The sequence below is a fragment of the Arthrobacter sp. HY1533 genome (assembly GCF_027568515.1).
Classification (GTDB): Bacteria; Actinomycetota; Actinomycetes; order Actinomycetales; family Micrococcaceae; genus Specibacter.
The window spans coordinates 64,498-87,821 of the sequence record NZ_JANKZF010000008.1 but is presented as its reverse complement, the minus strand read 5'-3'; the positions used below and the strand labels follow the sequence as shown (position 1 = coordinate 87,821).

The window sequence follows — 23,324 nt, the reverse complement described above, 5'->3', positions numbered from 1 at the left end:
TGTGTGGCCCTGGCCGGTGGCCTATCCGGTGGCAGGCAGTCCGCGCAGTTCGCCCACGGGGTGTCCGCCGCCCAGCACGGGCAGGTGGTTGAAGGGTTCCAGCAGCGCGGGGTCCACGCCCAGGGCCAGCAGGGCCGGGACCGCGGCGGGCATGCGGGCGCGGTCGCCGCCGTCGGAAATTTTCAGGGCAACGGCGCTGCCGTCGGCCAGGGCGATGAGCTGGATGCCCTCAAAGCCGTCCTTGGCCAGCAGGCCTGGCACTGCCTCCATGAGGGCTGTGACGTCACGGCCGGCGCCGGCCACCATGTCGGGGCGGGCGCGCATGGCGTCGGCCACGCGGCGTTCCGGGGTGCCGGGATCGGCGGTGTTGAGGCGGGCAAAGGCGCGAGCCATTCCGTGCAGGGACAGCCCGAACACCTCGGTGCCGCAGCCGTCGGTGCTCACGGCCGTAATGTCCTCCCCGGTCAGGTCTGAGACTGTGCCGCGGATGAGCGCCGCGAGCGGGTGCCCGGCGTCCAGGTAGCCGTCGGTGGGCCAGCCGTTGTGGACGCAGGTGGCCAACAGTGCCGCATGCTTGCCGGAGCAGTTTTGTGCCAGCTGGGTGGGCCCGTTGCCGGCGCGCAGCCACTCGCTGCGCTCGGCAACGCCGTAGGGAATGTCAGTGGAGTTGCCCAGATCCGCTGCGGTGAGGCCGGCGTCAGCCAGGATCTTCGCGGCCGTCTCCTGGTGCAGGGCCGAGCCGGAGTGGCTGGCCGCGGCCAGGGCCAGCTGGTCATCGGGCAGGTCCAGCCCGGCGCGCAGCATGGCCACGGCCATGAGCGGCTTCAGGGCGGACCTGGGGTACACGCGGGTGGTGGGCTCGCCGCGCGAAAGGAGGCTCCCGCCGTCGTGCGCCAGGGCGATGAGGGAGCCGTAGTGCACGCTCTCAACGAGCTCGCCGCGCGTCTGGACGACGAGGGGTGCGTGGGCGGGGAAGGTGTTGTTCATGCGTTCATTTCTCCCATGATCTCGCCGAGCGCGGTGTCGACGGCGGACAGGTGGACGGCCATGGCGCGGCCGGCCTCGGCGTTGCTGCCGCGGGTGATCGCGGCGAGGATGGCGCGGTGTTCAAGGTCGGACTGGCGGGCGCGGCCCGTGATGAGGTTGATGGTCTCGGACTGGTGGACCATGGCGCCGCGGATGTCGTTGACCACCTGGGCGAACACGCCGTTGCCGCTGGCGCGGGCAATGGCGGCGTGGAAGGCGGCGTCCAGGCCCACCCAAATTTCGGGGTCGTCCTCCTCGGCCATGAGCTCGACGATGCCGCGCATTTCCTCGAGCTGTTCGGCGGTGCGGCGTTCGGCGGCGAACTGGGCGGCGGGCACCTCAATGTGCGGGCGGGCCTCCATGAGGCTGCGGGCTGAGTACTGGCCCAGGACCAGGTCGCCGGCGGCGCGGTTGGCGATGACGAAGGTGCCCTTGCCGGTTTGGGTTTCGGTCAGGCCCAGGGCCGTGCATGAGCGCAGGGCCTCGCGGACAACCGAGCGACTGACTCCGTACTGGGCTGCGAGCGCGGTTTCGCTGCTCAGCTTGGCCCCAATTTTCAGCTCGCCCGCTTCAATGGCGCTGCGGAGGGATTTGAACACTGCCTCGGCGGCGCTGACGCGGACGATCTGTGGCTGTCCGGCTGTCCAGCTGTCTGACAAGTTCATGCCTTGAACTATGACACGCCTCACAAGCCGCTGTCAACGTCCCCTCCGACGCCGCATCACCTTTGGGGCTTTAACCCATTGCGCTCCCTCACTTTTCGGGGTGTTCAGGCGAACGCTCCCTCAGAACACGGGCGTTTTGCGCGACCGCAGGCCTTCGATTTGACCTCAAGTTAGCTTGAGCTCATAACTTTGAAATGAACCACCGGATCTTGAACAAATCAACAAAAAGGATGAAACGCTGTGCGAATCGATATTCATGCCCACTACTGGACCACGGAATACCTGGACATCCTCAAGGGATACGGAAAGCCTGACACCGACACACAACGGGGCGTCGGAGCCGGGTCCGGCAATGAACTTGCAGCTCGGCTCAAGATGATGGATGACAACGGGATCGACATGCAGATCCTCAGTGCATCCCCGCAACTCCCCTACTTCGACACCCTGGAACACGCCGTCCACGCCGCGACGCACGTCAATGACGAATACGCGGCTCTCGTGGAGCAGCACCCCAACAGGTTTCGCGCCCTGGCGGCTCTCCCAATGCCCCACGTCGAGGCATCACTTCAAGAACTTCGCCGCGGAATGGATGAATTAGGCATGCTCGGCGCAACGATGGCCAGTTCGATTCTGGGCCGCTCGGTTGCAGATCCCGACTGGGACCCGATCTTTGCTGAACTCAACGCGCGCTCGGCTGTTCTCTACGTTCATCCCGCAGGGCTTGGCGGCGAGTCATCCCTGGTCGCCGACAACAAACTCACCTGGATGATCGGTGCCCCAATGGAGGACACCATTGCGGCGATGCACCTCATACTCAGAGGCATACCCAGCAAGTACCCCAACATGAAGATCATCATCGGACACCTCGGAGGCGCACTGTCAACGCTTATGGAGCGCATCGACCACCTCTACGAATGGGAAGCCCCCGGCACACCGGAACGCCCCAGCATCGCCGCCAAGCGACTCTGGTTTGACACGGTCAGCCACATCGACCCCACCGCGCTCCGGGCGGCACGGGATACCTTTGGCGCAGACAGACTCCTCCTCGGCACCGATTTTCCCTACCAAAACCAGTACCTCACCGAAGCCATCAACTACCCCCACGCTGCACTCCCTGCGGACCAGGCGGACGCGATAGTCAACCACAATCTCGCCAGGCTGTTGGGCATCACCGCATGAGGGATTCGGCCCGATCGCTCCCCCAACAAGTGAGGGAGCGATGCCAAAAACACCCCCAGAAGTGAGGGAGCGTCAGGCGGGGCGGCGGGGGCTGGAGTGGGGTCAGTTCATGCTGAACTGGTATTCGGCGGGCACGTCCTCGCCGGGGCAGACGCGCAGCCAGAGCTCGGTGATGGAGTTGACGCCCTCGCGGATGTCGGGCACCTCCACGCCGGCCTTGAGGATGGCGGCAGCGGCCGCTGTGTCGCCCAGGTCGGCGTGCGCCCGGGCCACGAGGAACTGGATCCGGCCCAGCGACGCCAGCTCAGCCGGCGCCTGCGCCACGAGCTCCAACACCATTGACGGGCGGCCATGGTCCACGGCATTGGTAGCCGCCTCCACGAGCAATGCGCGGCTGCCACGGTCCAGGGCGCAGGCTGCGGCGGCATCGTCCAGTCCACCGGCAATATCGCCGGCGGCGATCAGCGCCAGGCCCAGGCCGCGGCGGGCCAGCGCCCGGCTGGATTCACGCAGCGGTTCGCCGCCTTCGAACTCCCCCTCGAGGGCCTTGCGGTACAGCCCGGCGACAGCGGCCAACTCCTCGGCCGTTTCCGAAACCCGCGCATGCACCATGACGGCGTGGTGGAAGGCTGCCTCGGCGCTTGTCTTGCACCCGGCCGCCAACAGCTCTTCCCAGTCGAGCCCGCGGACAAAGGACTCCGCCCCGGCGAACGGCTGGTCCCCCGCCTCCCCCTTGGCACGAAGCAGTTCAAGCCAGGGGGCCTGCTCGGCGGTGAGGGTCTCCGGGCCGAAAGGCGTTCCAGCCCCGTCCACCCAGCCTGCCTGCGCATCCCGGCGGCGTTCGGCCTCCAGGGCGCCCCAGCCGTTGCCGGCCAGCAGGAACTCCGACGGCGGCAGGTCCGCCCAGCGCCCGGCGTCCGCCAGGGCGCCGGCAACGGCCTGTTCCGAAACCAGCTCTTCAACACGCCGCGCGCCATGGGCCACTGCCACGTCCCACGGCCCTGCGGCGAGTGCGGGGTCCAGGGCGGCGTTGCCGTAGGCCTCCACCCACTGCCAGCTGGCGCCGGCCGGCATGGGGACGTGCTCAAACTGGGTCTGGGCCAGGCCAGACTGGATTTCGGCGTAGCGGCGGGGCTCCGCATCCTCGCCTTCGGAAGGGCTCAGCCATTCCTGCCAGCGGTGGCCGCCCACGGTCTCGCCCCAGACGAACAACTTCCGGCCCCGCAGCTGCGGCGAGGACACCAGCGCAAGCCCGTCCCCGGCGTCGTCCGCGGCGACTTCCCAGCGGCGCTCTTCCGGGGCAATGTCGAAGAAGAAGTCAGCTGCCTGCGTCTTGTTGTTTTCCGGCCAGGTGGCGTCGACGCCGCGGACGTCGGTGGGATCGACACGGGTCATGGAACCGTCGTAGTTGGTGGCGTAGGCCAGCTTCGCCGGGGCCAGGACACGCGTCTGGGGGCTCTGCGGGACGGCGGCATTGGTCCACCAGTACATCGGGACAGTTTCAGCGTTGGGGTTTTGGATGCGAACGGCCACCAGCACCACCTTGGAATCCGCCGGCAGCCAGGCGTCGATCTGGAAAACCACCTCGCGCAGGCGGTCGAACTCCCACATGCGCAGCACTTCCTGCCCCTCCGGCGTGCGCACCACGGCCGTGTGCAGGGGCGCGCAGGTGGTGGGCGAATGGCCGCGCGTGCCAATGTTGAACTCGATCCCGCCGGCAAACCATGCGTTGCGCAGGGCCAGGTTGGCGAACTGGACGCGGTCCTGCGTGTGCAGCAACTCCTTGCCGCTGGCCTTGTCCTCCAGGCTCCACAGGCGCCCGCCGAGCTGGGGCAGGAACGTTGCCTTCACATGCCCGTTTTCAAGCACGACGGCGGCCACCTCAGTTGCACTCGTGGCCCGCGAGTACTCCTCCTGCATGGGGTATGGGTAGATGTTCTTGACCTTGCCCCACCGGGCCCCGGCCGCAATTTCCTCCGGGATGCCCTCCCCCACTACATAGGGCGGTTCGAGCAGCGCCTGCACGGCGGGCAGGGGCGAATCCGGACCCAGCTCGGCCAACTGGATGGTTTGGGTGGTCATGGTCAGCGTGGAAGTCATTCGGGTGGTCCAATCACAGGTGGCGGGGGTCACTGCCCGGTCTTTTGTGAAAATCATATCGGATGTAGGCATTGAATGTTTTGGATCACAACCTATCGGCGCCGCCGCACGGAACTGATCGATTCTGCTGCCGGATTCGGGCCGTGAACTCTCAGTTGTCGCCCTTCTCGGCGCGGTTTTTGGGCGATTAGTGCGAGTTCACGGCGGGGCGGTTCCTGGCTGCGACCATCCTGATGACGCTGGCCCGGCCCGCCGCGGCGCAACATCCGGCCCACGCCCCCATGATCACGGGCCCCTGCCAATCAACGCCGCCTCCGGGGGCGCCGGAGGCCAGCAGCGCGGCCATGCCCGCCCCGGCCGCCCCGACGGCGCAGGCAAATGCCACCACGTGGATCCATTGCCTCCGGACCCGGCGCAGCGGCCAGGCAACAAGCAGGGCCAGCGGCAGGCCAACCACCGCCGCGGCGGGAAAACCGTAAATCAGCGAAATCGGGAGGAAATACAGGCCAAGGCCACCGCCACTCAGGCCCTCGGCAACCATTGACGCCACCGCCAGTCCCAGGCAGAACAGGAAGAAGGTCAGGAACCAGCCGATCAACAGGGCGGGCAGTCCATAGTTCATGCTGTACCCGCCGGGTTTGGGCGGGCGGCTAAATGGTCCGGGGCGGCCGTAGCGCTGGTCCGTCATGACCGTTGCCCAATCGAGGCGCCGTCGATGTCCGCGAGCGCTCCGGCCAGCCCGGGAAACGTCCACTCAAATCCGGCGTCGGCCAGCTTGCCCGCCCGCACCCAGCGACTTTTCAGGACCAGTTCGGTTTCCGTGCGGATCAGCACCGCGCCGAGGCGGAGCAGCCAGGCGGGGGTCGGCAGCCCGAACGGCACGTGGTTGGCTGTGCGCACCGCCGCCATGAGCCCGGCATTCGTCACCACCTCGGGGGCCGCAATGTTGACCGGTCCTGTGATCCCGGGGTGGTCGTGCAGGAACATGACTGCCCGGAACAGGTCCTCAATGTGCACCCAGCTGAATTTCTGCCCGCCGTCACCCATGCGCCCGCCCAGGCCCAGCCGTGCCAGGTTGTTGAAGGGCCGCATGACGCCGCCGCCGGCACCCATAGCGATCGTGATCCGCAGCGGGATCTTGCGCGTACCCGGGGCCGGTGCCGCCGCGAGCGTTTCCTCCCAGGCCCGAGCCACCTCGACGGAGAAGCCCGCGCCCAGTTCGCCGTCGTCCTCGCCCTGCGGCCGGTCCCGGGCATCGCGGTAGATGGTGCCGGTGCTTGCGTTGAACCAGTCGACCGGCGGGTGCGCACAGGCGGCCAGGGCCCGGCCGAGTTCGGCGGTGGTCTCCACCCGGGAGCGGATGATTTCCGCTTTGTTGGCCGGCGTGTAGCGGCAGGAGACTGATTTCCCGGCCAGGTTGAGCAGCAAATCCGCCCCCTCGAGCACGGCCGTGATGGCCGTCGTGTCACCCCAGACGGCATCGCCGGTCCTGCCCACGGTGCGCACCTGCCACCCGGCGTCGTCGAATAGGCGGCGGAAATGCGTGCCGATGAACCCCGACGCCCCGGCGATGACAACTGTTTTCACGGCTGCACCCTGGCCTTGAGGGCCAGCGCCTCCTCCACGAGCGGCTTCACCACGGGCAGGCGCGAGAACCCCACCAGCTTCGCAATGAGCGGGGCCGCCCCGTCAATCAGGGTCCGCGTGCGCCGCTGCCCCTCGGAGCGGTCGTACACCCAGAACAGCACCACGCCCATGTAGCCAAGCCACAGCAGTTCGGGCAGCTGGGTGCGCAGGAATTGCGGCACCTTGGCACCTTGAACAACCTCGTTGAAAAGTTCGACGGCGTTCTCCCGGACTTCGCGCGACGGCCCGCCGAACGGGTTGACGGCCGAATCCGGCGGCAGCGCGCTGCCCACGAACGCCCCGCCGAACGCGTGGTACGGGGTGAGTGCATCGATGCCGGCATGCAAGGCTGCCCGGAGCCGCTCCCCCAAGCCGGTCAATCCGGCGAGCGCCTCGGTGGCGACAGCGCGTTGTTCCGTGACCGATTCCCGGTAGAGCTCCAGGACCAGCTCGTCCTTGGAGGCGAAGTAGTAGTAGGCGCTGCCCAGGGAAACACCGGCCTCCGCGGCGATGGCGCGCATGGTGGTCTTGGCGTACCCCTTGGTGCGGAACATGCCCAGCGCCGTTTCCAGCACCAGGGCCCTGGTCTGCGCACCCTTGCCGTCCAACTTTTCTGATTCCATGCCCGGTCCCCTTTTTTGAACGTGTTCAGTTTCGAGTAAATCACGGTTTTTGAACATGTTCAACACTGGGCTCTTCGCCGAGTCTGACGCACCAGCGCCGAGTCTGACGTTGCGGAACGTCACTGTGGACGTTCTCCGTCAGACTCGGCGCCAGGGGGCGTTGAAGCTAGGAGATCTTCTTCCGGTACGCGGCCATCGCGAAGAAGTAGGCGACAACCAGGATGCCCACGCACCAGGCCAGCGCCACCCAGATGCCGGTGCCCACAGGCTGCTGCGCCAACAAGTTTCGGATGGAATCCACAATGGAGGTCACGGGCTGGTTTTCCGCAAACCAGCGCACCGGCCCCGGCATGGTCGCCGTGGGCACAAATGCGGAGCTGATGAACGGCAGGAAGATCAGCGGATAGGCGAAGGCGCTGGCGCCGTCGGCCGATTTCGCGGTCAACCCCGGGATCACGGCGATCCAGGTCAGTGCCAGCGTGAGCAGGAGCAGGATCCCCGCCACCGCCAGCCATTCGAGCACCCCGGCGCCGGAGCGGAAGCCCATGGCCAGTCCCACAAGCACCACGACGGCGACCGAGACCATGTTGGCCACAAGGGACGTCAGCACGTGCGCCCACAGCACGGAGGAGCGGGCAATCGGCATGGACTGGAAGCGCTCAAAGATGCCGCTCTGCATGTCCAAAAACAGTCGGAATGCCGTGTAGGAGATTCCGGAGGCGATCGTGATGATCAGGATGCCCGGCAGCAGGTAACCAACATAGGATTCCGAGCCGGTGTGGATCGCGCCGCCAAAAACGTAGACGAACAAGAGCAGGAAGCCCACCGGCATGAGCGTGGTGGTGATGATGGTGTCCATGCTGCGGGTGATGTGGCGCAGCGAGCGCCCCAGCAGGACGGCGGTGTCTGCAAAGAAGTACGTGTTCATGATGTTTCCCTACTCGCTTGCCGCCGCGCCAAGCCCGGCGCCGCCGTCGCCAACAATGGCGAAGAAGACGTCCTCGAGCGAGGGCTGCTTTTCGACGTACTCAACCTTGGCCGGCGGCAGCAGTGCCTTGAGCTCGGCCAGCGTGCCGTTGACGATGATGCGCCCCCCGTGGAGGATCGCGATGCGGTCGGCCAGGTGCTCGGCCTCATCCAGGTGCTGCGTGGTGAGCAGCACCGTGGTGCCCTGCCCGGCAAGTTCCTTGACCGCCTGCCACACCTCGAGGCGGGCCTGCGGGTCAAGGCCGGTGGTGGGCTCGTCCAGGAAGATGACCTGTGGGTTGCCGATCAAGCTCATGGCGATGTCCAGCCGGCGCCGCATGCCGCCGGAGTACTCCGACACCTTGCGCGGGCCCGCCTCGGTCAGCGAGAACCGGCCAAGTAGTGCATCCGCAATGGTGCCCGGGTCCTTCATGTGCCGCAGTTTGGCCACGAGGACCAGGTTCTCCCGGCCCGTGAGGATCTCATCCACTGCGGCGAACTGCCCCGTGAGGCTGATCGATTCACGGACGTTCCCCGGCGCGGTGGCGACGTCGAAGCCGTTGACGGCGGCAGCACCGGCGTCGGGCTTCAGGAGCGTGGAGAGGATTTTCACGATGGTGGTCTTGCCGGCGCCGTTGGAGCCGAGCAGGGCGAAGATGGTGCCGGGTTCGACGTCGAAATCCACGCCGCGCAGCACGTGCAGGTCCTTGTAGGACTTCTCCAGGCCCTGCACACTGATGGCAGGCGCCTGGGACTGGTTGGTTTCCATGGTGGGAATCCCTACCTTTCGCTGTCCGAAATGCCGTTGATGGTGTTGACCAGGCGCAGCCGTTCCTTGCTGATCCATTGCCCTTCGGAGTAGTTCGCCAGGAATGTCTCGACGAATTCCACGGGGTCCGCCCCGACGATGTCCCGCACGGGGGTGCCGTCGGCCGCGGCCTGCTCGAAGAGGTCGCCCAGGTCGTCCAGCATGGTGACCAGGACGTCGCCCTTGGAGATGGAGCCGAAGTACATCAGGTACCGCTCGATTGCCTCGGCGGCGATGCGGTGGTTTTCCGGCAGCGCCTGGATGCGTGCCTTGTGTTCGCGGTACTGCTTCTTTTGCTCGAGTGATCCGGTGACCATCTCAATCCACTTTGCAGCCATTTCAGTTTCCTTTCTCGCGGAGCGTTTCAAGCCTTTCGGCCACGAAGCCCCATGTGTTCCAAAATTCCTCTAGCTCTGCCTTGCCCTGCGCATTGAGTGAATACACCTTGCGCGGCGGGCCCTTTTCCGACGGCCGCTTTTCGACGTCGACCAGCCCGTTGCGCTCGATTCTCACCAGCAGCGCGTACACGGTTCCCTCGGCAATGTCTTCAAAGCCCTGGGCCCGCAGCCGGGCGGTGATTTCATATCCGTAGGCAGGCGCGGCGGCCAGGATTGCCAGGACGATGCCCTCCAGGGTGCCCTTGAGCATCTCTGTCATTTGCTTTCCCATGGCCCCTCCTTCCTCTACTTAGTAATGCTGACTACCACTACATAGTAGCGTTAAGTAGTGGAGGCGCAACAGGGCCCGGGAAGTTTTTTGGAAACTTTTTTAGGAGGCCAGCGAGGCAGCGGCGTGAGGCCCGCAGAGGCCGGCCGTGAAGGTGTCCATGGACAGCTCAAGCTCGGCGCAAATGCGGGCAATGGTGAAGAATTCCGGCGACGGGCTGCGGCCGGTTTCAATCTTGCGCAGGGTTTCCACGGAGATGCCGGCGCAGAGGGCCACATCAACCATGGTGCGGGCGCCCCGGGCCAGGCGCAGGGCAGTGCCAAGATCCTGCCCCCGCTTGATTTCTTCCGCCGTCAGCGGCACGCGCACCATGAAAGCCATGCTACTACCGGTATGGTTATACCGGTAATGCTTGTTCCAAGAAATCGCAGAAAGGCCGGGTTCGACGTGATTGAACTGCGCTCCCCCCAGGAAATCCAGCAAATGGAAGCCGCCGGAGAATTCGTCTCCAGCACGCTCGCAACACTGAGGAACCACGCCGCTGTGGGCGTGGACCTGCTGGAACTGGACGCACTGGCCCACGAGCTGATCCGCGACCGCGGCGCCGAGTCCTGCTACCTGGACTACGCGCCATCCTTTGGATCCGGGCCGTTTGGCTTTGTCCTGTGCACCTCGGTCAACGACGCCGCACTGCACGGCAAGCCGCACTCCTACCGCCTGCAGGACGGGGACCTGCTGAGCATCGACTTTGCCGCAAAGGTGGACGGCTGGGTGGCTGACTCCGCCCAGAGCTTTGTGGTGGGAACCGCCCGCGCCGAGGACCTGGAACTCATTGAGCTGACCGAGCGCGCACTGGCTGCCGGCATTGCCGCCGCCGTGCCCGGCAACAAGATTGGCCACATCTCCTACGCCATCGGGGCCGTGGCCAAGGCAGCGAAAATCAAGGTCAACCTGCAGTTCGGCGGCCACGGCGTGGGCAAGACCATGCACGGGGAACCGTTTGTCCCCAATGACGGCCGGCCCGGCCGCGGCCTGCCGCTGCAGCCGGGGCTCGTGGTGGCCATCGAGCCGTGGTTCATGCGCGGCACGGACAAGCTCAAGGTGGCCGACGACGGCTGGACGCTGCTCAGCGCCAACGGCAGCCGCGCGGCACACTCGGAACACACAGTGGCCATCACCGAGGACGGCCCCCTGGTCCTGACCCGGCCGCGGGGCTAGGCAGCCAGGGACGGCACGGAGGCCTCAGGCATGTGCGGCAGTGGCCACCAGAACCGGTGACTCCTGCCCGGACCAGGTGGCGGTCAAGGCGGCGAGATACCCAGCGTCGTCTTGGCCGGCGCGGGCCAGCTCCAGAACGCGCAGAACTGCCAGCACCACACCGTCTGCCTGGATCCTGGTGATGCCAGCCGCGGTGGCGGGGAGGCCGAAGCGCGCGTCCGGCAGGCCGGCGTCGGGCGTTCCCGTGCTGAAAATCCGGGCTGTGTGGGGCAGGGTCTCAATCCGCCCGTCCACCTCCTGGATCTCCTCAACCTGCGGCTTGGCTGCCAGCAGGGCCGCCGCAAGCTCGGCCGTGTAGACGGGGTCGGCCGTGGCGTCGTAGACCCAGCGGCGGCCCAGCACCGAGTGCTCCAGGGTGCCCACCAAAAACTCACCGGCGCCCTCCAGCGGTGCGCCGCGGTACGTCAGCGGCACCTGGTAGACGCGCCCGCCGGCGCCCACCAGGTGGGTTTCAATGCCCACCTCGCCGGCAGGATCGTCGAAGCGGAAGGAGCCCAGCCGCACGGGCTCGCCGCCGTCGAACCATTCCTGCTTGGGCAGCCAGGCCGCCATGAGTTCAATTTTCGAAGGACGCAGCTCGGCCGCATACACAATTCCCATGCGCCCAGTCTATGTTGGCGGCGGGTTGTCCGGACATGCGAAAGGCCGCCCCGTGGGAGCGGCCTTTCGTTTGTAGCCAGGGTGATTCTAGAGGTCCAGGTGGGTGGGCCCGAACATCTTCAGCAGCACGTCAACCACGACGACGTTGGGCCCGTCCGCGGCGAAGCCCTCCTTGAGCGCCTCACCCACGTCCTCGGCCTTCACGCGCTTGGCCGGAACACCAAAGGCCTCGGCCAGCTTCACGAAGTCCGGGCGGGCCAGCTCCGTGTGGGTGGCCTTGCCAAAGGTGTCGATCATGTATTCACGCAGGATGCCGTAGCCACCGTCGTCCACAATGAGCCAGGTGACCGGCGCGTTGTGCTGCTTGGCGGTGGCCAGCTCCGAGATGGAGTACATGGAGGAGCCGTCGCCGGCCACCGCGAGCACACGGGCGGGCAGGCCCTTGCTCTGCAGGCCCAGCGCTCCGCCAATTGCGGCGGGGAAGCCGTAGCCGAGGCCGCCGGCGCCCTGCGCGGAGTGGAATTCGCCGTCACGCGAGTCCCAGCAGCTCCAGCCCCAGTAGGCGGAGATGGTCATGTCCCAGAACGTCTGCATGTCGGCCGGGACGGCCTCGCGGATGTCGGCCATGAACTTGCGCTCCAACGCCAGGTCCTGCCCGTCCAGGCGGGCCTGGACCTTGGCGAGGGTCTGGGCCACGACAGCCTGCGGCGTGGCGCCGTGCCACTGCGCCTTTTCGCCGTGCGGTTCGGTCAGTGCCTCATCGAGGGCACTGAGGGCCTGGCCGGCGTCGGCCCGGATCCCCAGTGCGGGGCGGTTGGATTCAAGCACGCGGGGCTCGGCGTCGATCTGGATGATGCGTCCGCGCGGCTCCATTGTGAAGTAGTTGCTGGACACCTCCCCCAGCGAGGAGCCGATGACCACCAGCACGTCGGCGTCCTCCAGGACCTCGGTCACGTGGCGGTCCTCAACCCAGGACTGCAGGGACAGCTCATGGTTCCAGGGGAATGCGCCGTTGCCGCCGGGCGTGCACACCACGGGGGCGTTGAGCTTCTCCGCGATGGACAGCAGCTGCTTCTCGGCGCGGCCGCGGCGCGTGCCACCGCCGGCAACAATGGCCGGGCGTTCCGCGGCGGACAGCCACTTCACGGCTTCCCGGACCAGCTCGACGCGCGGCGGGTTGTCAAAGGGCTCGGCCAGCGCATCCTCGACGGCTGGCACAAAGATGGGGTCCAGCAGCACGTTCTGCGGCACCTCAACCCAGACCGGCCCCTGCGGGGAGGACACGGCCTCGGTCCAGGCGTCCTGGATGGCCGAGGGGATGCCGGAGGCGTGCTGAATGAGACGCTGGCTCTTGGTCACATTGGCCGCGGAGGCCTTCTGGTCGTCGAGCTGGTGCAGCATGCCCTTGCGGCGGGCGCCCAGTCCCTCGAGCGGGATCTGGCTGGCAACCACAATCATGGGCACACCGGTTGCATAGGCCTCCTGCAGCCCGGCCAGTGCGGTCAGCGCGCCGGGGCCGGTGGACAGGAACAGCACGCCCACCTCACCCGTGGCGCGGGAGTAGCCGTCGGCGGCAAACGCCGAGTTGTTCTCCACGCGGGAGGAGACAAAGTGCAGCGGCGAGCGGCTCAGGGCATCAAAGAGGCCCAGGGCGTGCTGGCCGGGGATGCCGAAAACGGTCTTGGCACCGAGGGCGGCGAGGGTTTCGACGACGAGGTCGCCACCGTTGCGCTGGGCCTCGACAGGGGTCTCGACAGGCTCGACCACCGGGTTCACTTGGCACCATCCTTGGTCTCGACAGGCTCGACCACCGTGGGCGCGAAGCCGGCCGGACGGCGTCGTGATTCAGCGTCCAGGGCCTGGGCGGCGTAGCCGTTCGGGGCACCGAAACGGTTGCCCTCAACAAAGTTGTCGGCCATCAGGGTGACCAGCTCGTAGCCAACGTGGCTGGCGGCAACGCCTGTGATCTCCGCGTGGTCGTAGGCCGGGGCCACCTCCACGATGTCGGCGCCCACCAGGTTCATGCCACGGAAGCCGCGGATGATCTCGATGAGTTCGCGGCTCGTGATGCCGCCGGCCTCGGGCGTGCCTGTGCCGGGGGCGTGTGCGGGGTCCAGGACGTCGATGTCCACGGAGATGTAGAGGGGGCGGTTGCCGATTCGGTCGCGGATCTTGGCCACGGTTTCCAGCACGCCCTGGTAGTAGACGTCCGCGGCTGTGACGATGCCGAAGCCGAAGCGGTGGTCGTCGTCCAGGTCCTTCTTGCCATACAGCGGGCCGCGGGTGCCCACGTGGGAGATGGCCTCGGTGTCCAGGATGCCTTCCTCGACGGCGCGGCGGAAGGGGGTGCCGTGGGTGTATTCGGCGCCGAAGTAGGTGTCCCAGGTGTCCAGGTGCGCATCGAAGTGCAGCATGGCCACGGGCTCACCGGCGCGCTCGGCGGCGGCGCGCAGCAGAGGCAGGGCGATGGTGTGGTCGCCACCGATGGTCAGCAGCTTGGCGCCGCCGGCCGTCAAATCCAGCGCGTTCTGCTGGATGGTCTCGATGGCCTCGTTGATGTTGAAGGGGTTCACGGCCATGTCGCCGGCGTCGGCCACCTGGCAGTTTTCAAACGGGGAGACATCCCAGGCCGGGTTGTACGGGCGCAGCAACCGTGAAGCCTCGCGCACGTGGTTGGCGCCGAACCGGGCACCCGGGCGGTAGGAGACCCCGCTGTCAAAGGGGACGCCGACGACGGCGACATCGGCCTTCGTGACCTGGTCCAGCCGCGGAAGGCGCGCGTAGGTTGCGGCGCCTGCGTAGCGCGGGATCTGGGAGGAATCGATCGGGCCAAGGTTTCCGTTGGCCTCGATGCGGAGCTCTTTCATGGATGTCCTCGTTTCTTGTGGCGGCTTATGGCGCAGCGTCGCGCAATAGACCTGCATCACATCGTGCGGTTGTTCACCATGGTACAACCGATGTTGCCTAATGGGAACCAAATGTTTCATAAAGGATACTTTCCTGCGCCTGCCGGAACCTCCGGGCCGATTGCTCGGCCGCGACGCTGCACTGCTGGCAAAGAGGGGCGTTAAGATTTCATCAAGACCGGGTCCTGAGGCACTTTCCCGGTGCTAGTCTCCAGTAGCCGCCAGAGTGCGGCACCTACGAAAGGCTGCCCGTGACGTCCCTCGCCAAAGCCCCTGCAGACCCCGGCCAGCCGGCCAGGCTCCGGGGCCGCGCCGCCCTGCACCACTGGCTGCTTGAGGGCATGCCGGAAGGCTCCGGAAAAAAGCAGGGCCCGCATGGCCGCCCGGCCGAGAACCACAAGAAGCACTCCTGGTGGCAGGTCATGTGCCTGACCGGCTTGGACTACTTCTCCACTCTTGGCTACCAGCCCGCCATTGCAGCGCTGGCCGCCGGGGTGCTCGCGCCGCTGGCAACAGTGGTCCTGGTCCTGGTGACCCTGCTCGGCGCCCTGCCCGTCTACAAGCGCGTTGCCCGCGAAAGCCCGCACGGCGCCGGCTCCATCGCCATGCTCGAGCGGCTCCTGCCGCGCTGGTGGGGGAAGTTCTTTGTGCTGGCCCTGCTGGGCTTTGCCGCCACGGACTTCATGATCACCATTACCCTGTCCAGCGCCGACGCCACCGCGCACGTCATCGAAAACCCCTTCGCACCCGATTTCCTGCAGGGCCACAACATTGGCATCACGCTGATCCTGGTCCTGGCCCTGGGTGCCGTGTTCCTGCGCGGCTTCAAGGAGGCCATCGGCATTGCCGTGGTGCTTGTTGCGGTGTTCCTAGCCATGAACCTTGTGGTCATTGGGATCGCACTGGTCCAGGTGGTGCGCAGCCCGCTGCTCACCACCGACTGGTGGACGGCCCTGACAACCCAGCACGGCAACCCCGTCATGGTGGTCGCCGTTGCCCTGATCGTGTTCCCGCGCCTGGCGCTGGGCCTGTCCGGATTTGAAACCGGCGTGGCCGTCATGCCGCAGATCAAGGGCCGCCCCAGCGACACTGAGGCCAACCCCGCGGGCCGCATCAAGGGCGCCCACAGGCTGCTGACCACGGCCGCGGTCATCATGAGCACCTTCTTGATCACGTCCTCGCTGGCCACCACCATCCTCATTCCGGCCGCCGAATTCCAGCCCGGCGGAGCCGCCAACGGACGCGCCCTGGCCTTCCTGGCCCACGACCTTTTGGGCGAGGGCTTCGGCACCGCCTACGACCTCAGCACCATCGCAATCCTCTGGTTTGCCGGGGCCAGCGCCATGGCCGGCCTGCTCAACCTGGTTCCGCGCTACCTCCCCCGCTTCGGCATGGCCCCCGAATGGGCCGGCGCCGTGCGCCCGCTGGTGCTGGTGTTCACCGCCGTCGCAATTCTCATCACCATCATTTTCAAGGCCGACGTCGATGCCCAGGGAGGTGCCTACGCGACGGGCGTGCTGGTGCTCATCACCTCCGCCGCCATCGCCGTGACACTCTCGGCCAAGCGCAAGGGCGAGAAGGGACGCACGATTGCCTTCGGTGCAGTCTCGGTGGCGTTCATCTACACCACAGTGGCCAACTCCATTGAGCGCCCCGACGGCCTGAAGATTGCCGCCATGTTCATCCTGGGCATTGTGGTGGTCAGCCTGCTCTCCCGGCTGCGCCGCTCCTTTGAGCTGCGGGCCACCTACATCCGCATGGACGAGGCCGCCATGAACTTTGTGGCCGCCGTGGACGAGGGCACCATCCGGGTCATCTCCCATGACCCCAAGACGCGCAGCGCGGCAGCCTACCGGCGCAAGCTGGCCCACGCGGCCGAGGTCAACGAGATCGGCGACCCCCGCGACGCCCTCTTCATGGAGGTCATTGTGGATGATTCATCCGACTTTGAGACCGCCCTGGAGGTCCGTGGCATCACCCGGCACGGCTACAAGATCCTGGAGGTCCACTCCTCCAACGTGCCCAACACGATTGCCGCTGTGCTGCTGCACATCCGGGACGCCACGGGCCTGATCCCGCACATTTACTTCCGCTGGACCGAGGGCAACCCCATCACCAACCTGCTGAAGTACCTGTTCATTGGCGAGGGCGAGATCGCTCCCGTCACCCGCGAGGTGCTGCGCGAGGCCGAGCCGGAACTCACCCGGCGGCCCTGGGTACACGTCGGCTGATGCCCGCCGGGTGCAGGCCCCAGCAGGCAATGCCTAGCTGGGGCCTGACCCCGATGCGGCCGGAACCAGGATCCACAGCACCTCTGCCGGGACGGCCGAGCGGTTTTCCCAGCTGTGCGGCTCGCGCCCGGGGAAGGACAGGGTGTCCCCCGCCTCCAGGTCAAAGGAGTCATGCGTCATGCGCAGTGTCAGCTCGCCGCTGACCACGTGCAGCACGTCCACGTCGCAGTCCACCGCATAGAGTTCGGTTTCGCCCCGGCCGTAGGGCTCAATGGTGGCCGCGAGAATTTGCAGGCGGCGCTCGGAGCGGGACGTCAGCAGCCGCTCAACGATGCCGTCGCCGCCGAGCGAAATCTTGGGACCTTCGCCCTTGCGGCTGAGGTGGATCTCGGGGGCGGCAAAAAGCTCGCCGATCGAGATCGAGAGAACCTGGCACAGGGTCACCAGGGATGCCACGCTGGGTGAGGTCAGGTCGCGCTCAACACGGCTGAGGAAACCCTTGGTCAGTCCTGTTGCGTCAGCCACCTGCTCTATGGTGAGCCGCTGGTCCTGCCGCGCCGCACGGATACGCGACCCGATGGCGACCGGGTCTGAGCTTGGTTCCAGGGGCAGTGCTTTCATGGCGGTTCCTCACAACTTTGCTGCCCACGTGGCAACCCAACATTGACTGTAACTGCAGTCACAGTTTAGCCTAATAGACAACAATTGTTGCTCTAAAGGCAATATTTCACTGGGGAACCATTAACCACTTCTCATTCTGGAGCATCACGTGGACTTGAACATTGCCATAGTCGTCATATATTTGGTGGCCATGCTGGCCTTTGGCTGGTGGGGCAAATCGCGCACCAAGAACAACAGCGACTTCCTGGTGGCCGGCCGCCGCCTGGGACCGTTCCTCTACACCGGCACCATGGCCGCCGTCGTCCTCGGTGGCGCCTCCACCGTTGGCGGCGTGGGCCTGGGCTACAAGTTCGGCATCTCCGGCATGTGGCTCGTGGTCGCGATCGGCATCGGCGTGCTGTTGCTGAGCCTGCTGTTTGCGCCGACCCTGCAAAAGCTGAAGATCTACACGGTCTCCCAGATGCTGAGCCTGCGCTACGGCGCCGAGGCCACCAAGATGTCCGGCATCGTCATGCTGGCCTACACCATCATGATCTCGGCGACCTCCACGGGCGCCTACGCCACCATCTTTGTGGTGCTGTTTGGCTGGGACCGCTGGCTGGCCATCGCCGTCGGCGGCGCCATCGTCCTGGTGTACTCCACGATCGGCGGCATGTGGTCCATCACCCTGGCCGACCAGGTCCAGTTCGTCATCAAGACCGTGGGCATCTTCCTGCTCATGCTGCCGTTCGCCTGGAACGCAGCCGGCGGCATTGACGGCATCCGCGAGCGCGTCGACGCCAGCTTCTTCCAGTGGGACGGCATCGGCGTCCAGACCATCATCACCTACTTCGTTGTCTACACCCTGGGCCTGCTGATCGGCCAGGACATCTGGCAGCGCGTCTTCACCGCCCGCACCCCCGAGATTGCCCGCTGGGGCGGCGCCACGGCCGGCATCTACTGCGTCCTGTACGGCATTGCCGGCGCCCTGATCGGCATGGCCGCACACGTTGCACTGCCCGCCATTGACGTTGCCAACCTGGGCAAGGACGTTGTCTACGCCGAGGTTGCCACCAACCTGCTGCCCATGGGCATCGGCGGCATCGTCATGGCCGCCGCCGTGGCCGCCATGATGTCAACAGCTTCCGGCTCGCTCATCGCCGCCGCAACCGTGGCCCGCAAGGACGTTGTGCCGTTCGTGGCCAGCTGGTTCGGCAAGACCATCGACAACTCCGACTCCTCCAACCCCGAGCACGACGTCAAGGGCAACCGCCTGTACGTGCTGGGGCTGGGCATCCTGGTGGTCCTGATTTCCATCGTGGTCAGCGACGTGGTGTTCGCCCTGACGATTGCCTACGACATCCTGGTGGGCGGCCTGCTCGTGGCCATCATCGGCGGGCTCATCTGGAAGCGCGGCACGGCACTCGGCGCAGCTTGGTCCATGGCCGTGGGCTGCGTTGTGACCCTCGCATCGCTGATCCTGTACGCAACCGGCACCATCCCCAGCGCCGACGGCATCTACGCCAACGAGCCCATCTACTTCGGCCTGGTGCCCTCGCTGGTGGTTTACATTGTGGTCTCGCTCATGACTGCGGAAACCCCGGCAGCCATCCGCAAGCTGTGGGATGACCGCCTCGCCGCGGCAGCCACCGATTCCAACCCGGATGAGGAAGCTGCCCTTTCGAAGTAGCCCCACTTCCATGGAACGACGGCGGTTGGCCCGTAATATTTTACGGAACCAACCGCCGTCGTACTTTAAAGGACGTATGGTGGGAGGCAGCTTCAAGAGATGCGGCGCCAAGCTCCGACTGGCCGCACGCCAACCCCATGACTCACGGGTGGTTCGGATGAGGAAGCGGCCGGCGGGGACCCCCGCGGGCAAGAGCAACTTAAAAGGTGTCTGCCATGTCCTCCACAATCGCACCCTCCGCCACCCGCCAGGCCGCCGCACGGACCTCGGGGATCCCCGTGCTTCCGGCCGTCGATGAGAACCTCGGCGCCGTCACGTTCCGCACGCCGGAGGGTTTCCATGCGTACTGGACGGCGGAACCGCGGCAGCTCGTTGAGGCACTGGGCCAGGCCGTGCGGCCCGCCCGGTGGATTCCCGAAATTGGCACGCTGGTGGTCACTGTGGCGCAGACCGGGGTGCGCACCGGGCGCGGCCTGGGCTTCCGCCTTGCCACGTACTGAGCCGTAGGCCCCGGCTACTCATCAACGGATGCGATCACGGACCCCTGGCCCACCTCGTCACCCTCGGCGACCAACCACCTCAGGGTGCCGGAAACGGGTGAGTTGATCTCGGCGTCGAACTTGTCCACGGTGACCTCGGCGATGACCTGGTAGGCGGCCACCTCGCTGCCGTCCGGTGCGCGCCACTCCAACAGGACCCCTGGCTCGGCGGGGTCGCCGGACATGATGGGGAACAGGATTTCCATGGCGCACCGTCTTCCGGGCCGGCTGGGCAGCCCCGCACCGAAAGCCTATGCGAGATCCCCCGGCCGGGGAATGCCCTGGGCGTTCCGCTTAGGAGCGGGCGGAATTCTTCTTTGCGGCCGTGGCGGTGGCACTCCACGTGGCAGCGAGTGCGGCTGCCGTGCTCGAGGCCATGACCACCATGCCCGCGCTGTCCTGAGCCAGGCCCGCGATGAACAGTGCGGCCATGCAGGCCAGGCCCATGGCGAATCCTATCCACATGTAGCGGGTGCCGTTGTTGCGGGCTGCGGCGTTGGTATTCCTGGCATTCATGGTTGGCTCCTTGTCATTGGAATGTTGTTGTGTTGAAGCGATGTCACGACTCTACGCAAGTACTTTCCACATTGGCAAGTACTTTCTGAAACTTGGCGCATTTTTCCGGTTGCCCTAAATATTTTCGCTAGGAGAACCGGCCGAAAATCCGCGTGGATCCGCGCTACAGTGGGGGCTGACTTTGAGGAGCAAGACCGTGCCCGAACGCATCCCCAGCCACGCGGAAATCAAGCGGTGGCGCCAGTACCTGGCCGACGAACGTGCCGAGGCCTCCGTCTACCGTGACCTCGCCAAGCGCAGGGACGGCGAGGAGAAGTCGATCCTGCTGGCCCTTGCGGCAGCAGAGGGCCGCCACGAAAAGCACTGGCTGACCCTGCTGGGCGAGCACGCCGGCCCGCCGGTTCGGCCGTCCCTGCGCAACCAGCTGCTGGGCCTGCTGGCCCGTCGCTTCGGCTCCGTGTTTGTCCTTGCCCTGGCACAGCGCTCGGAGTCCCGCTCCCCCTACTCCCACGATGCCGACGCCACCGACGCCATGGCGGCCGACGAGGCCATCCATGAAGAAGTGGTCCGCGGGCTGGCAACGCGAGGGCGCATCCGGCTCTCGGGTTCCTTCCGGGCCGCCGTGTTCGGCGCCAACGACGGCCTGGTCAGCAACCTCTCACTCGTGGCCGGCATGGCCGCCACGGGCGTTTCCAGCCAGGTTGTGCTGTTCAGCGGTGTTGCCGGCCTGCTCGCAGGGGCGCTGTCCATGGGCGCGGGCGAGTTTGTCTCGGTGCGGTCCCAGCGCGAACTGCTCGACGCCTCCCAGCCCACCCAGGTCACCCTGACGGCGGGGCCGTCCCTGGACGTGGAGAACAACGAGCTGGTGCTGGTCTACCTGGCCCGCGGCATGTCCCGCGAGGCGGCCGAACACCGCGCGGCCGAACGCATGGGCCAGTTCTCCTGTGACTGCGACCCCAGCTTGTCCCTGCACCCGGAAAACTTCGAGGAGCCGGACGAGCATGAATCCCTCGGCACCGCCTGGGGCGCGGCAGGATCCAGCTTCTGCTTCTTCGCCTCCGGCGCCATCATTCCCATCATCCCGTTCTTGTTTGGCATGACGGGGATCGGCTCGCTGGTGCTGGCCTGCGTGCTGGTGGGCATCGCCCTCATGGGCACGGGCGCCGTGGTGGGCCTGCTCTCCGGCGCTTCTCCGCTGTGGCGCGGCCTGCGCCAGCTCGCCATTGGCATGGGCGCCGCCGCGGCTACGTACCTGCTGGGCCTGCTGTTCGGCGGGGTCGTCGGCATCTAGGACCGTCTGGGCAGCTCAGGGCGAAAGGACGGCGCAGGCCTCATCCACCGTGTCCACCACGTGCACGAACCCTTCCATGGACCGGCCCTGCGCCAGCTTGCGCAGCAGCGGGAGCACGGGAACCTCGTGCTCCCAGTAGCACCGGCCCACAAGGACCATGGGGGCCACGGCGCCTTCGGCTGCATAGTAGTTTTCACAGGCGTCCTGGAAAATCTCCTGGACCGTGCCGGCCGCGCCGGGCAGGAACACAATTCCGCCGCGCGAACGGTCCAGCAGCACGGCCTCCCGCAGTGCGTTCGTGAAGTACTTGGCGATGTGCGTGGCAAAGATGTTGGGCGGCTCGTGCCCGTAGAACCAGGTGGGTATGCCCAGGGTGTCGGCACCGTCCGGATGGGCCGCAACTACTTCGAAAGCGGCCCTGGCCCACTCGGTGACCGAGGGCCGGAAGCCGGGGACGGCGCCCAGGGACCGCAGCGCACCGTCCAGGGCCCCGGCGTCGTACGTTGAAAGGTACGCCCCCAGGTTGGCGGCCTCCATGGCACCGGGCCCGCCGCCCGTGGCCACAAGGAAACCGGCCAGGCTCAGCGCGCGGCCCAGTTCCGCCGCCTGCGCGTACTGTTCACTCCCCCGCGCTGCGGCGTGCCCGCCCATGACGCCCACCACTGGCTTGGTCAGCGCGGCCAGGAAATCATCGAGGGCGTCGGAAATGGCGTGGTCGTGCATGGCTGTGGCGAGGGTGGCGTGCAGCCCCTGCCCACCCTGCCGGCTCCACTGGTAGATGCGCGCGTCCGGGACCCCCTCATATTCGGCACTCCCGATGCCTTCAAACAGCTCGGCGCCGCTGTACAGCCGGCCGCGATAGGCGTCGAACGGGATGTGCCGCAGCGGCGGGAAAATGAGGGCGCCGCGGCCTCGCAGCAATTCCTCCACACCGGGGTCAAAGGCGCAGCCCATGAACACGGCGCCGGAGGCCTTGAGGGCCACGAGGCTGGCCGAGCGGCCGCGCAGGTCCACCGACTGGAAGTGCCAGCCCCGCATCGACTTCGCGCCCCTCGCCACGAGCCCGTCGAAACTGTCGGTGCCTTCAATTTCAATGTCCCGGGCGTGCGGGGCGAGGGGTGCGTTCACGGGACCCAGCCTAGCGGCCGAGTCTGATGGAGCATGTCCGAAGGGGCACTAGCCGTTGAACGTGGCGGGGTGCGGGCCGGTGCGGCCGTCGCGCTCCAGGGCATCGATCCCGGCCATCTGGGCCCCGGTCAGCTCAAAGTCCAGAATGTTCAGGTTTTCGGCCATGCGCGCCGGGGTCACCGACTTCGGGATGCTGATCCGGCCCTGCTGCAGGTGCCAGCGCAGCACCACCTGGGCGGGGGTGCGCCCGTGCGAGGCGGCAGCGTCCAGCACGGCGGAGTCGTTCAGGCCGGCGCCCTGGGCCAGCGGGCTCCAGGCCTCGGTGGCGATGCCGTGTTCCGCGTTGGCAGCCTGGATGTCGTGCTGCTGAAGGGCGGGGTGGATCTCCACCTGGTTGACGGCCGGGATGGATCCGCCGAGCGCCACAATCTTCTCCAGGTGTTCGGGAAGGAAGTTGGAGACGCCGATGGCCCGCACGCGGCCGGCAGCCAGCAGCTCCTCGAGTGCCTTCCACGATTCCAGGTAGGCATCCGTTGCGGGCGCCGGCCAGTGGATCAGGTACAGGTCAAGGTAGTCCAGGCCCAGCTTGGCCAGGCTGGTCTCGTAGGCGGCCAGCGTTTCCTCGCGGCCAAGATCGGCAATCCAGGCCTTCGAGGTGATGAAGAGTTCCTCGCGGGGCAGGCCGGAGGCGGCCAGCGCGCGCCCGACGCCTTCCTCGTTGCCGTAGACAGCGGCGGTGTCGATGCTGCGGTACCCGGCAGCCAGTGCCGCAAGCACTGCCTGCTCGGTCTCATCGTTGGGCACCTGGAAGACGCCGAAGCCGATCTGCGGCATGGCCACGCCGTTGTTCAGGGTGATGGTGGGGATGGAATTCATGGTTTTCTCC

The 23,324-nt window shown here is 66.6% G+C and carries 25 protein-coding genes and 1 riboswitch; of the genes, 6 read left to right on the top strand and 19 right to left on the bottom strand.

What is annotated here, in order from left to right:
- Positions 1-21 precede the first annotated feature (21 nt).
- Both PCK14_RS08360 and PCK14_RS08355 read right to left on the bottom strand, forming a co-directional pair.
- Positions 22-987, bottom strand: coding sequence for an asparaginase (locus tag PCK14_RS08360; protein ID WP_269938016.1), 966 nt, complete (start codon positions 985-987; stop codon positions 22-24).
- On the bottom strand, positions 984-1,691 hold the full coding sequence (locus PCK14_RS08355) for a FadR/GntR family transcriptional regulator (protein WP_269938015.1): 708 nt from the start codon (positions 1,689-1,691) through the stop codon (positions 984-986). The genes PCK14_RS08360 and PCK14_RS08355 overlap by 4 nt, the downstream gene beginning before the upstream one ends.
- Positions 1,692-1,931: 240 nt before the next feature.
- Here PCK14_RS08355 and PCK14_RS08350 point away from each other — a divergent pair, with 240 nt between their 5' ends.
- A complete protein-coding gene (locus PCK14_RS08350; RefSeq protein WP_269938014.1) occupies positions 1,932-2,870 on the top strand; it encodes an amidohydrolase family protein in 939 nt (312 codons plus the stop codon).
- A gap of 102 nt (positions 2,871-2,972) precedes the next feature.
- Here PCK14_RS08350 and PCK14_RS08345 read toward each other — a convergent pair whose 3' ends face one another.
- The 9 genes from PCK14_RS08345 to PCK14_RS08305 all read right to left on the bottom strand — a co-directional run bounded on the left by PCK14_RS08345 (position 2,973) and on the right by PCK14_RS08305 (position 10,040).
- On the bottom strand, positions 2,973-4,970 hold the full coding sequence (locus PCK14_RS08345; protein ID WP_269938013.1) for a DUF5107 domain-containing protein: 1,998 nt from the start codon (positions 4,968-4,970) through the stop codon (positions 2,973-2,975).
- Between the two features lie 187 nt (positions 4,971-5,157).
- Positions 5,158-5,592, bottom strand: coding sequence for a hypothetical protein (locus PCK14_RS08340; protein WP_269938012.1), 435 nt, complete (start codon positions 5,590-5,592; stop codon positions 5,158-5,160).
- A gap of 62 nt (positions 5,593-5,654) precedes the next feature.
- Positions 5,655-6,557, bottom strand: coding sequence for a TIGR01777 family oxidoreductase (locus PCK14_RS08335; RefSeq protein ID WP_269938011.1), 903 nt, complete (start codon positions 6,555-6,557; stop codon positions 5,655-5,657).
- A complete protein-coding gene (locus tag PCK14_RS08330; protein WP_269938010.1) occupies positions 6,554-7,219 on the bottom strand; it encodes a TetR family transcriptional regulator in 666 nt (221 codons plus the stop codon). The genes PCK14_RS08335 and PCK14_RS08330 overlap by 4 nt, the downstream gene beginning before the upstream one ends.
- A 166-nt stretch (positions 7,220-7,385) precedes the next feature.
- Positions 7,386-8,147 carry an ABC transporter permease gene (locus PCK14_RS08325; RefSeq protein ID WP_269938009.1) on the bottom strand — a complete coding sequence of 254 codons (762 nt, stop codon included), beginning with the start codon at positions 8,145-8,147 and terminating at the stop codon, positions 7,386-7,388.
- Between the two features lie 9 nt (positions 8,148-8,156).
- Positions 8,157-8,954, bottom strand: a complete 798-nt coding sequence (locus PCK14_RS08320; RefSeq protein WP_269938008.1) for an ABC transporter ATP-binding protein — start codon at positions 8,952-8,954, stop codon at positions 8,157-8,159.
- 11 nt (positions 8,955-8,965) lie between these two features.
- Positions 8,966-9,331 (bottom strand): DUF1048 domain-containing protein, encoded by a 366-nt coding sequence (locus tag PCK14_RS08315; protein ID WP_269938007.1) that lies wholly within the window; start codon positions 9,329-9,331, stop codon positions 8,966-8,968.
- 1 nt (position 9,332) lies between these two features.
- A complete protein-coding gene (locus tag PCK14_RS08310) occupies positions 9,333-9,662 on the bottom strand; it encodes a PadR family transcriptional regulator (protein ID WP_269938006.1) in 330 nt (109 codons plus the stop codon).
- A gap of 99 nt (positions 9,663-9,761) precedes the next feature.
- The gene (locus PCK14_RS08305; RefSeq protein ID WP_442864683.1) at positions 9,762-10,040 is read right to left on the bottom strand and encodes a helix-turn-helix domain-containing protein; all 279 of its coding nucleotides are present in this window, start codon (positions 10,038-10,040) and stop codon (positions 9,762-9,764) included.
- Positions 10,041-10,106: 66 nt separating this feature from the next.
- Between PCK14_RS08305 and map the strand changes: the two genes are divergently transcribed.
- Positions 10,107-10,877, top strand: coding sequence for a type I methionyl aminopeptidase (map, locus tag PCK14_RS08300; protein ID WP_269938005.1), 771 nt, complete (start codon positions 10,107-10,109; stop codon positions 10,875-10,877).
- 24 nt (positions 10,878-10,901) lie between these two features.
- Here map and PCK14_RS08295 read toward each other — a convergent pair whose 3' ends face one another.
- From PCK14_RS08295 to speB, 3 genes are all read right to left on the bottom strand, one after another.
- Complete coding sequence (locus PCK14_RS08295; protein ID WP_269938004.1) at positions 10,902-11,537, bottom strand: CG0192-related protein; 636 nt, start codon at positions 11,535-11,537, stop codon at positions 10,902-10,904.
- An 87-nt stretch (positions 11,538-11,624) separates the two neighbouring features.
- On the bottom strand, positions 11,625-13,304 hold the full coding sequence (locus PCK14_RS08290) for a thiamine pyrophosphate-binding protein (RefSeq protein ID WP_442864688.1): 1,680 nt from the start codon (positions 13,302-13,304) through the stop codon (positions 11,625-11,627).
- Between the two features lie 5 nt (positions 13,305-13,309).
- The gene (speB, locus tag PCK14_RS08285; protein ID WP_269938002.1) at positions 13,310-14,404 is read right to left on the bottom strand and encodes an agmatinase; all 1,095 of its coding nucleotides are present in this window, start codon (positions 14,402-14,404) and stop codon (positions 13,310-13,312) included.
- A gap of 290 nt (positions 14,405-14,694) precedes the next feature.
- Here speB and PCK14_RS08280 point away from each other — a divergent pair, with 290 nt between their 5' ends.
- Positions 14,695-16,674 carry an amino acid transporter gene (locus tag PCK14_RS08280; RefSeq protein WP_269938001.1) on the top strand — a complete coding sequence of 660 codons (1,980 nt, stop codon included), beginning with the start codon at positions 14,695-14,697 and terminating at the stop codon, positions 16,672-16,674.
- Positions 16,675-16,707: 33 nt separating this feature from the next.
- Here the strand turns inward: PCK14_RS08280 and PCK14_RS08275 are convergent, their stop codons facing one another.
- Positions 16,708-17,295 (bottom strand): helix-turn-helix domain-containing protein, encoded by a 588-nt coding sequence (locus PCK14_RS08275; protein WP_269938000.1) that lies wholly within the window; start codon positions 17,293-17,295, stop codon positions 16,708-16,710.
- Between the two features lie 190 nt (positions 17,296-17,485).
- Between PCK14_RS08275 and PCK14_RS08270 the strand changes: the two genes are divergently transcribed.
- Positions 17,486-18,964, top strand: coding sequence for a sodium:solute symporter (locus tag PCK14_RS08270; protein ID WP_269938110.1), 1,479 nt, complete (start codon positions 17,486-17,488; stop codon positions 18,962-18,964).
- A gap of 90 nt (positions 18,965-19,054) precedes the next feature.
- Positions 19,055-19,165: riboswitch (SAM riboswitch) on the top strand.
- Between the two features lie 14 nt (positions 19,166-19,179).
- On the top strand, positions 19,180-19,464 hold the full coding sequence (locus PCK14_RS08265) for a hypothetical protein (protein WP_269937999.1): 285 nt from the start codon (positions 19,180-19,182) through the stop codon (positions 19,462-19,464).
- Positions 19,465-19,478: 14 nt separating this feature from the next.
- Here PCK14_RS08265 and PCK14_RS08260 read toward each other — a convergent pair whose 3' ends face one another.
- Together PCK14_RS08260 and PCK14_RS08255 are read right to left on the bottom strand one after the other, a co-directional pair.
- On the bottom strand, positions 19,479-19,709 hold the full coding sequence (locus PCK14_RS08260) for a lipoyl domain-containing protein (protein WP_269937998.1): 231 nt from the start codon (positions 19,707-19,709) through the stop codon (positions 19,479-19,481).
- Between the two features lie 88 nt (positions 19,710-19,797).
- Positions 19,798-20,019, bottom strand: coding sequence for a hypothetical protein (locus PCK14_RS08255; RefSeq protein ID WP_269937997.1), 222 nt, complete (start codon positions 20,017-20,019; stop codon positions 19,798-19,800).
- A gap of 196 nt (positions 20,020-20,215) precedes the next feature.
- Here PCK14_RS08255 and PCK14_RS08250 point away from each other — a divergent pair, with 196 nt between their 5' ends.
- The gene (locus PCK14_RS08250; RefSeq protein ID WP_269937996.1) at positions 20,216-21,310 is read left to right on the top strand and encodes a VIT1/CCC1 transporter family protein; all 1,095 of its coding nucleotides are present in this window, start codon (positions 20,216-20,218) and stop codon (positions 21,308-21,310) included.
- 15 nt (positions 21,311-21,325) lie between these two features.
- Here PCK14_RS08250 and PCK14_RS08245 read toward each other — a convergent pair whose 3' ends face one another.
- Both PCK14_RS08245 and PCK14_RS08240 read right to left on the bottom strand, forming a co-directional pair.
- Positions 21,326-22,447 (bottom strand): LOG family protein, encoded by a 1,122-nt coding sequence (locus PCK14_RS08245; RefSeq protein WP_442864687.1) that lies wholly within the window; start codon positions 22,445-22,447, stop codon positions 21,326-21,328.
- A 39-nt stretch (positions 22,448-22,486) separates the two neighbouring features.
- Positions 22,487-23,314: an aldo/keto reductase gene (locus PCK14_RS08240; RefSeq protein WP_269937994.1), complete on the bottom strand. Its 828-nt coding sequence runs from the start codon at positions 23,312-23,314 to the stop codon at positions 22,487-22,489.
- Positions 23,315-23,324: the final 10 nt, after the last annotated feature.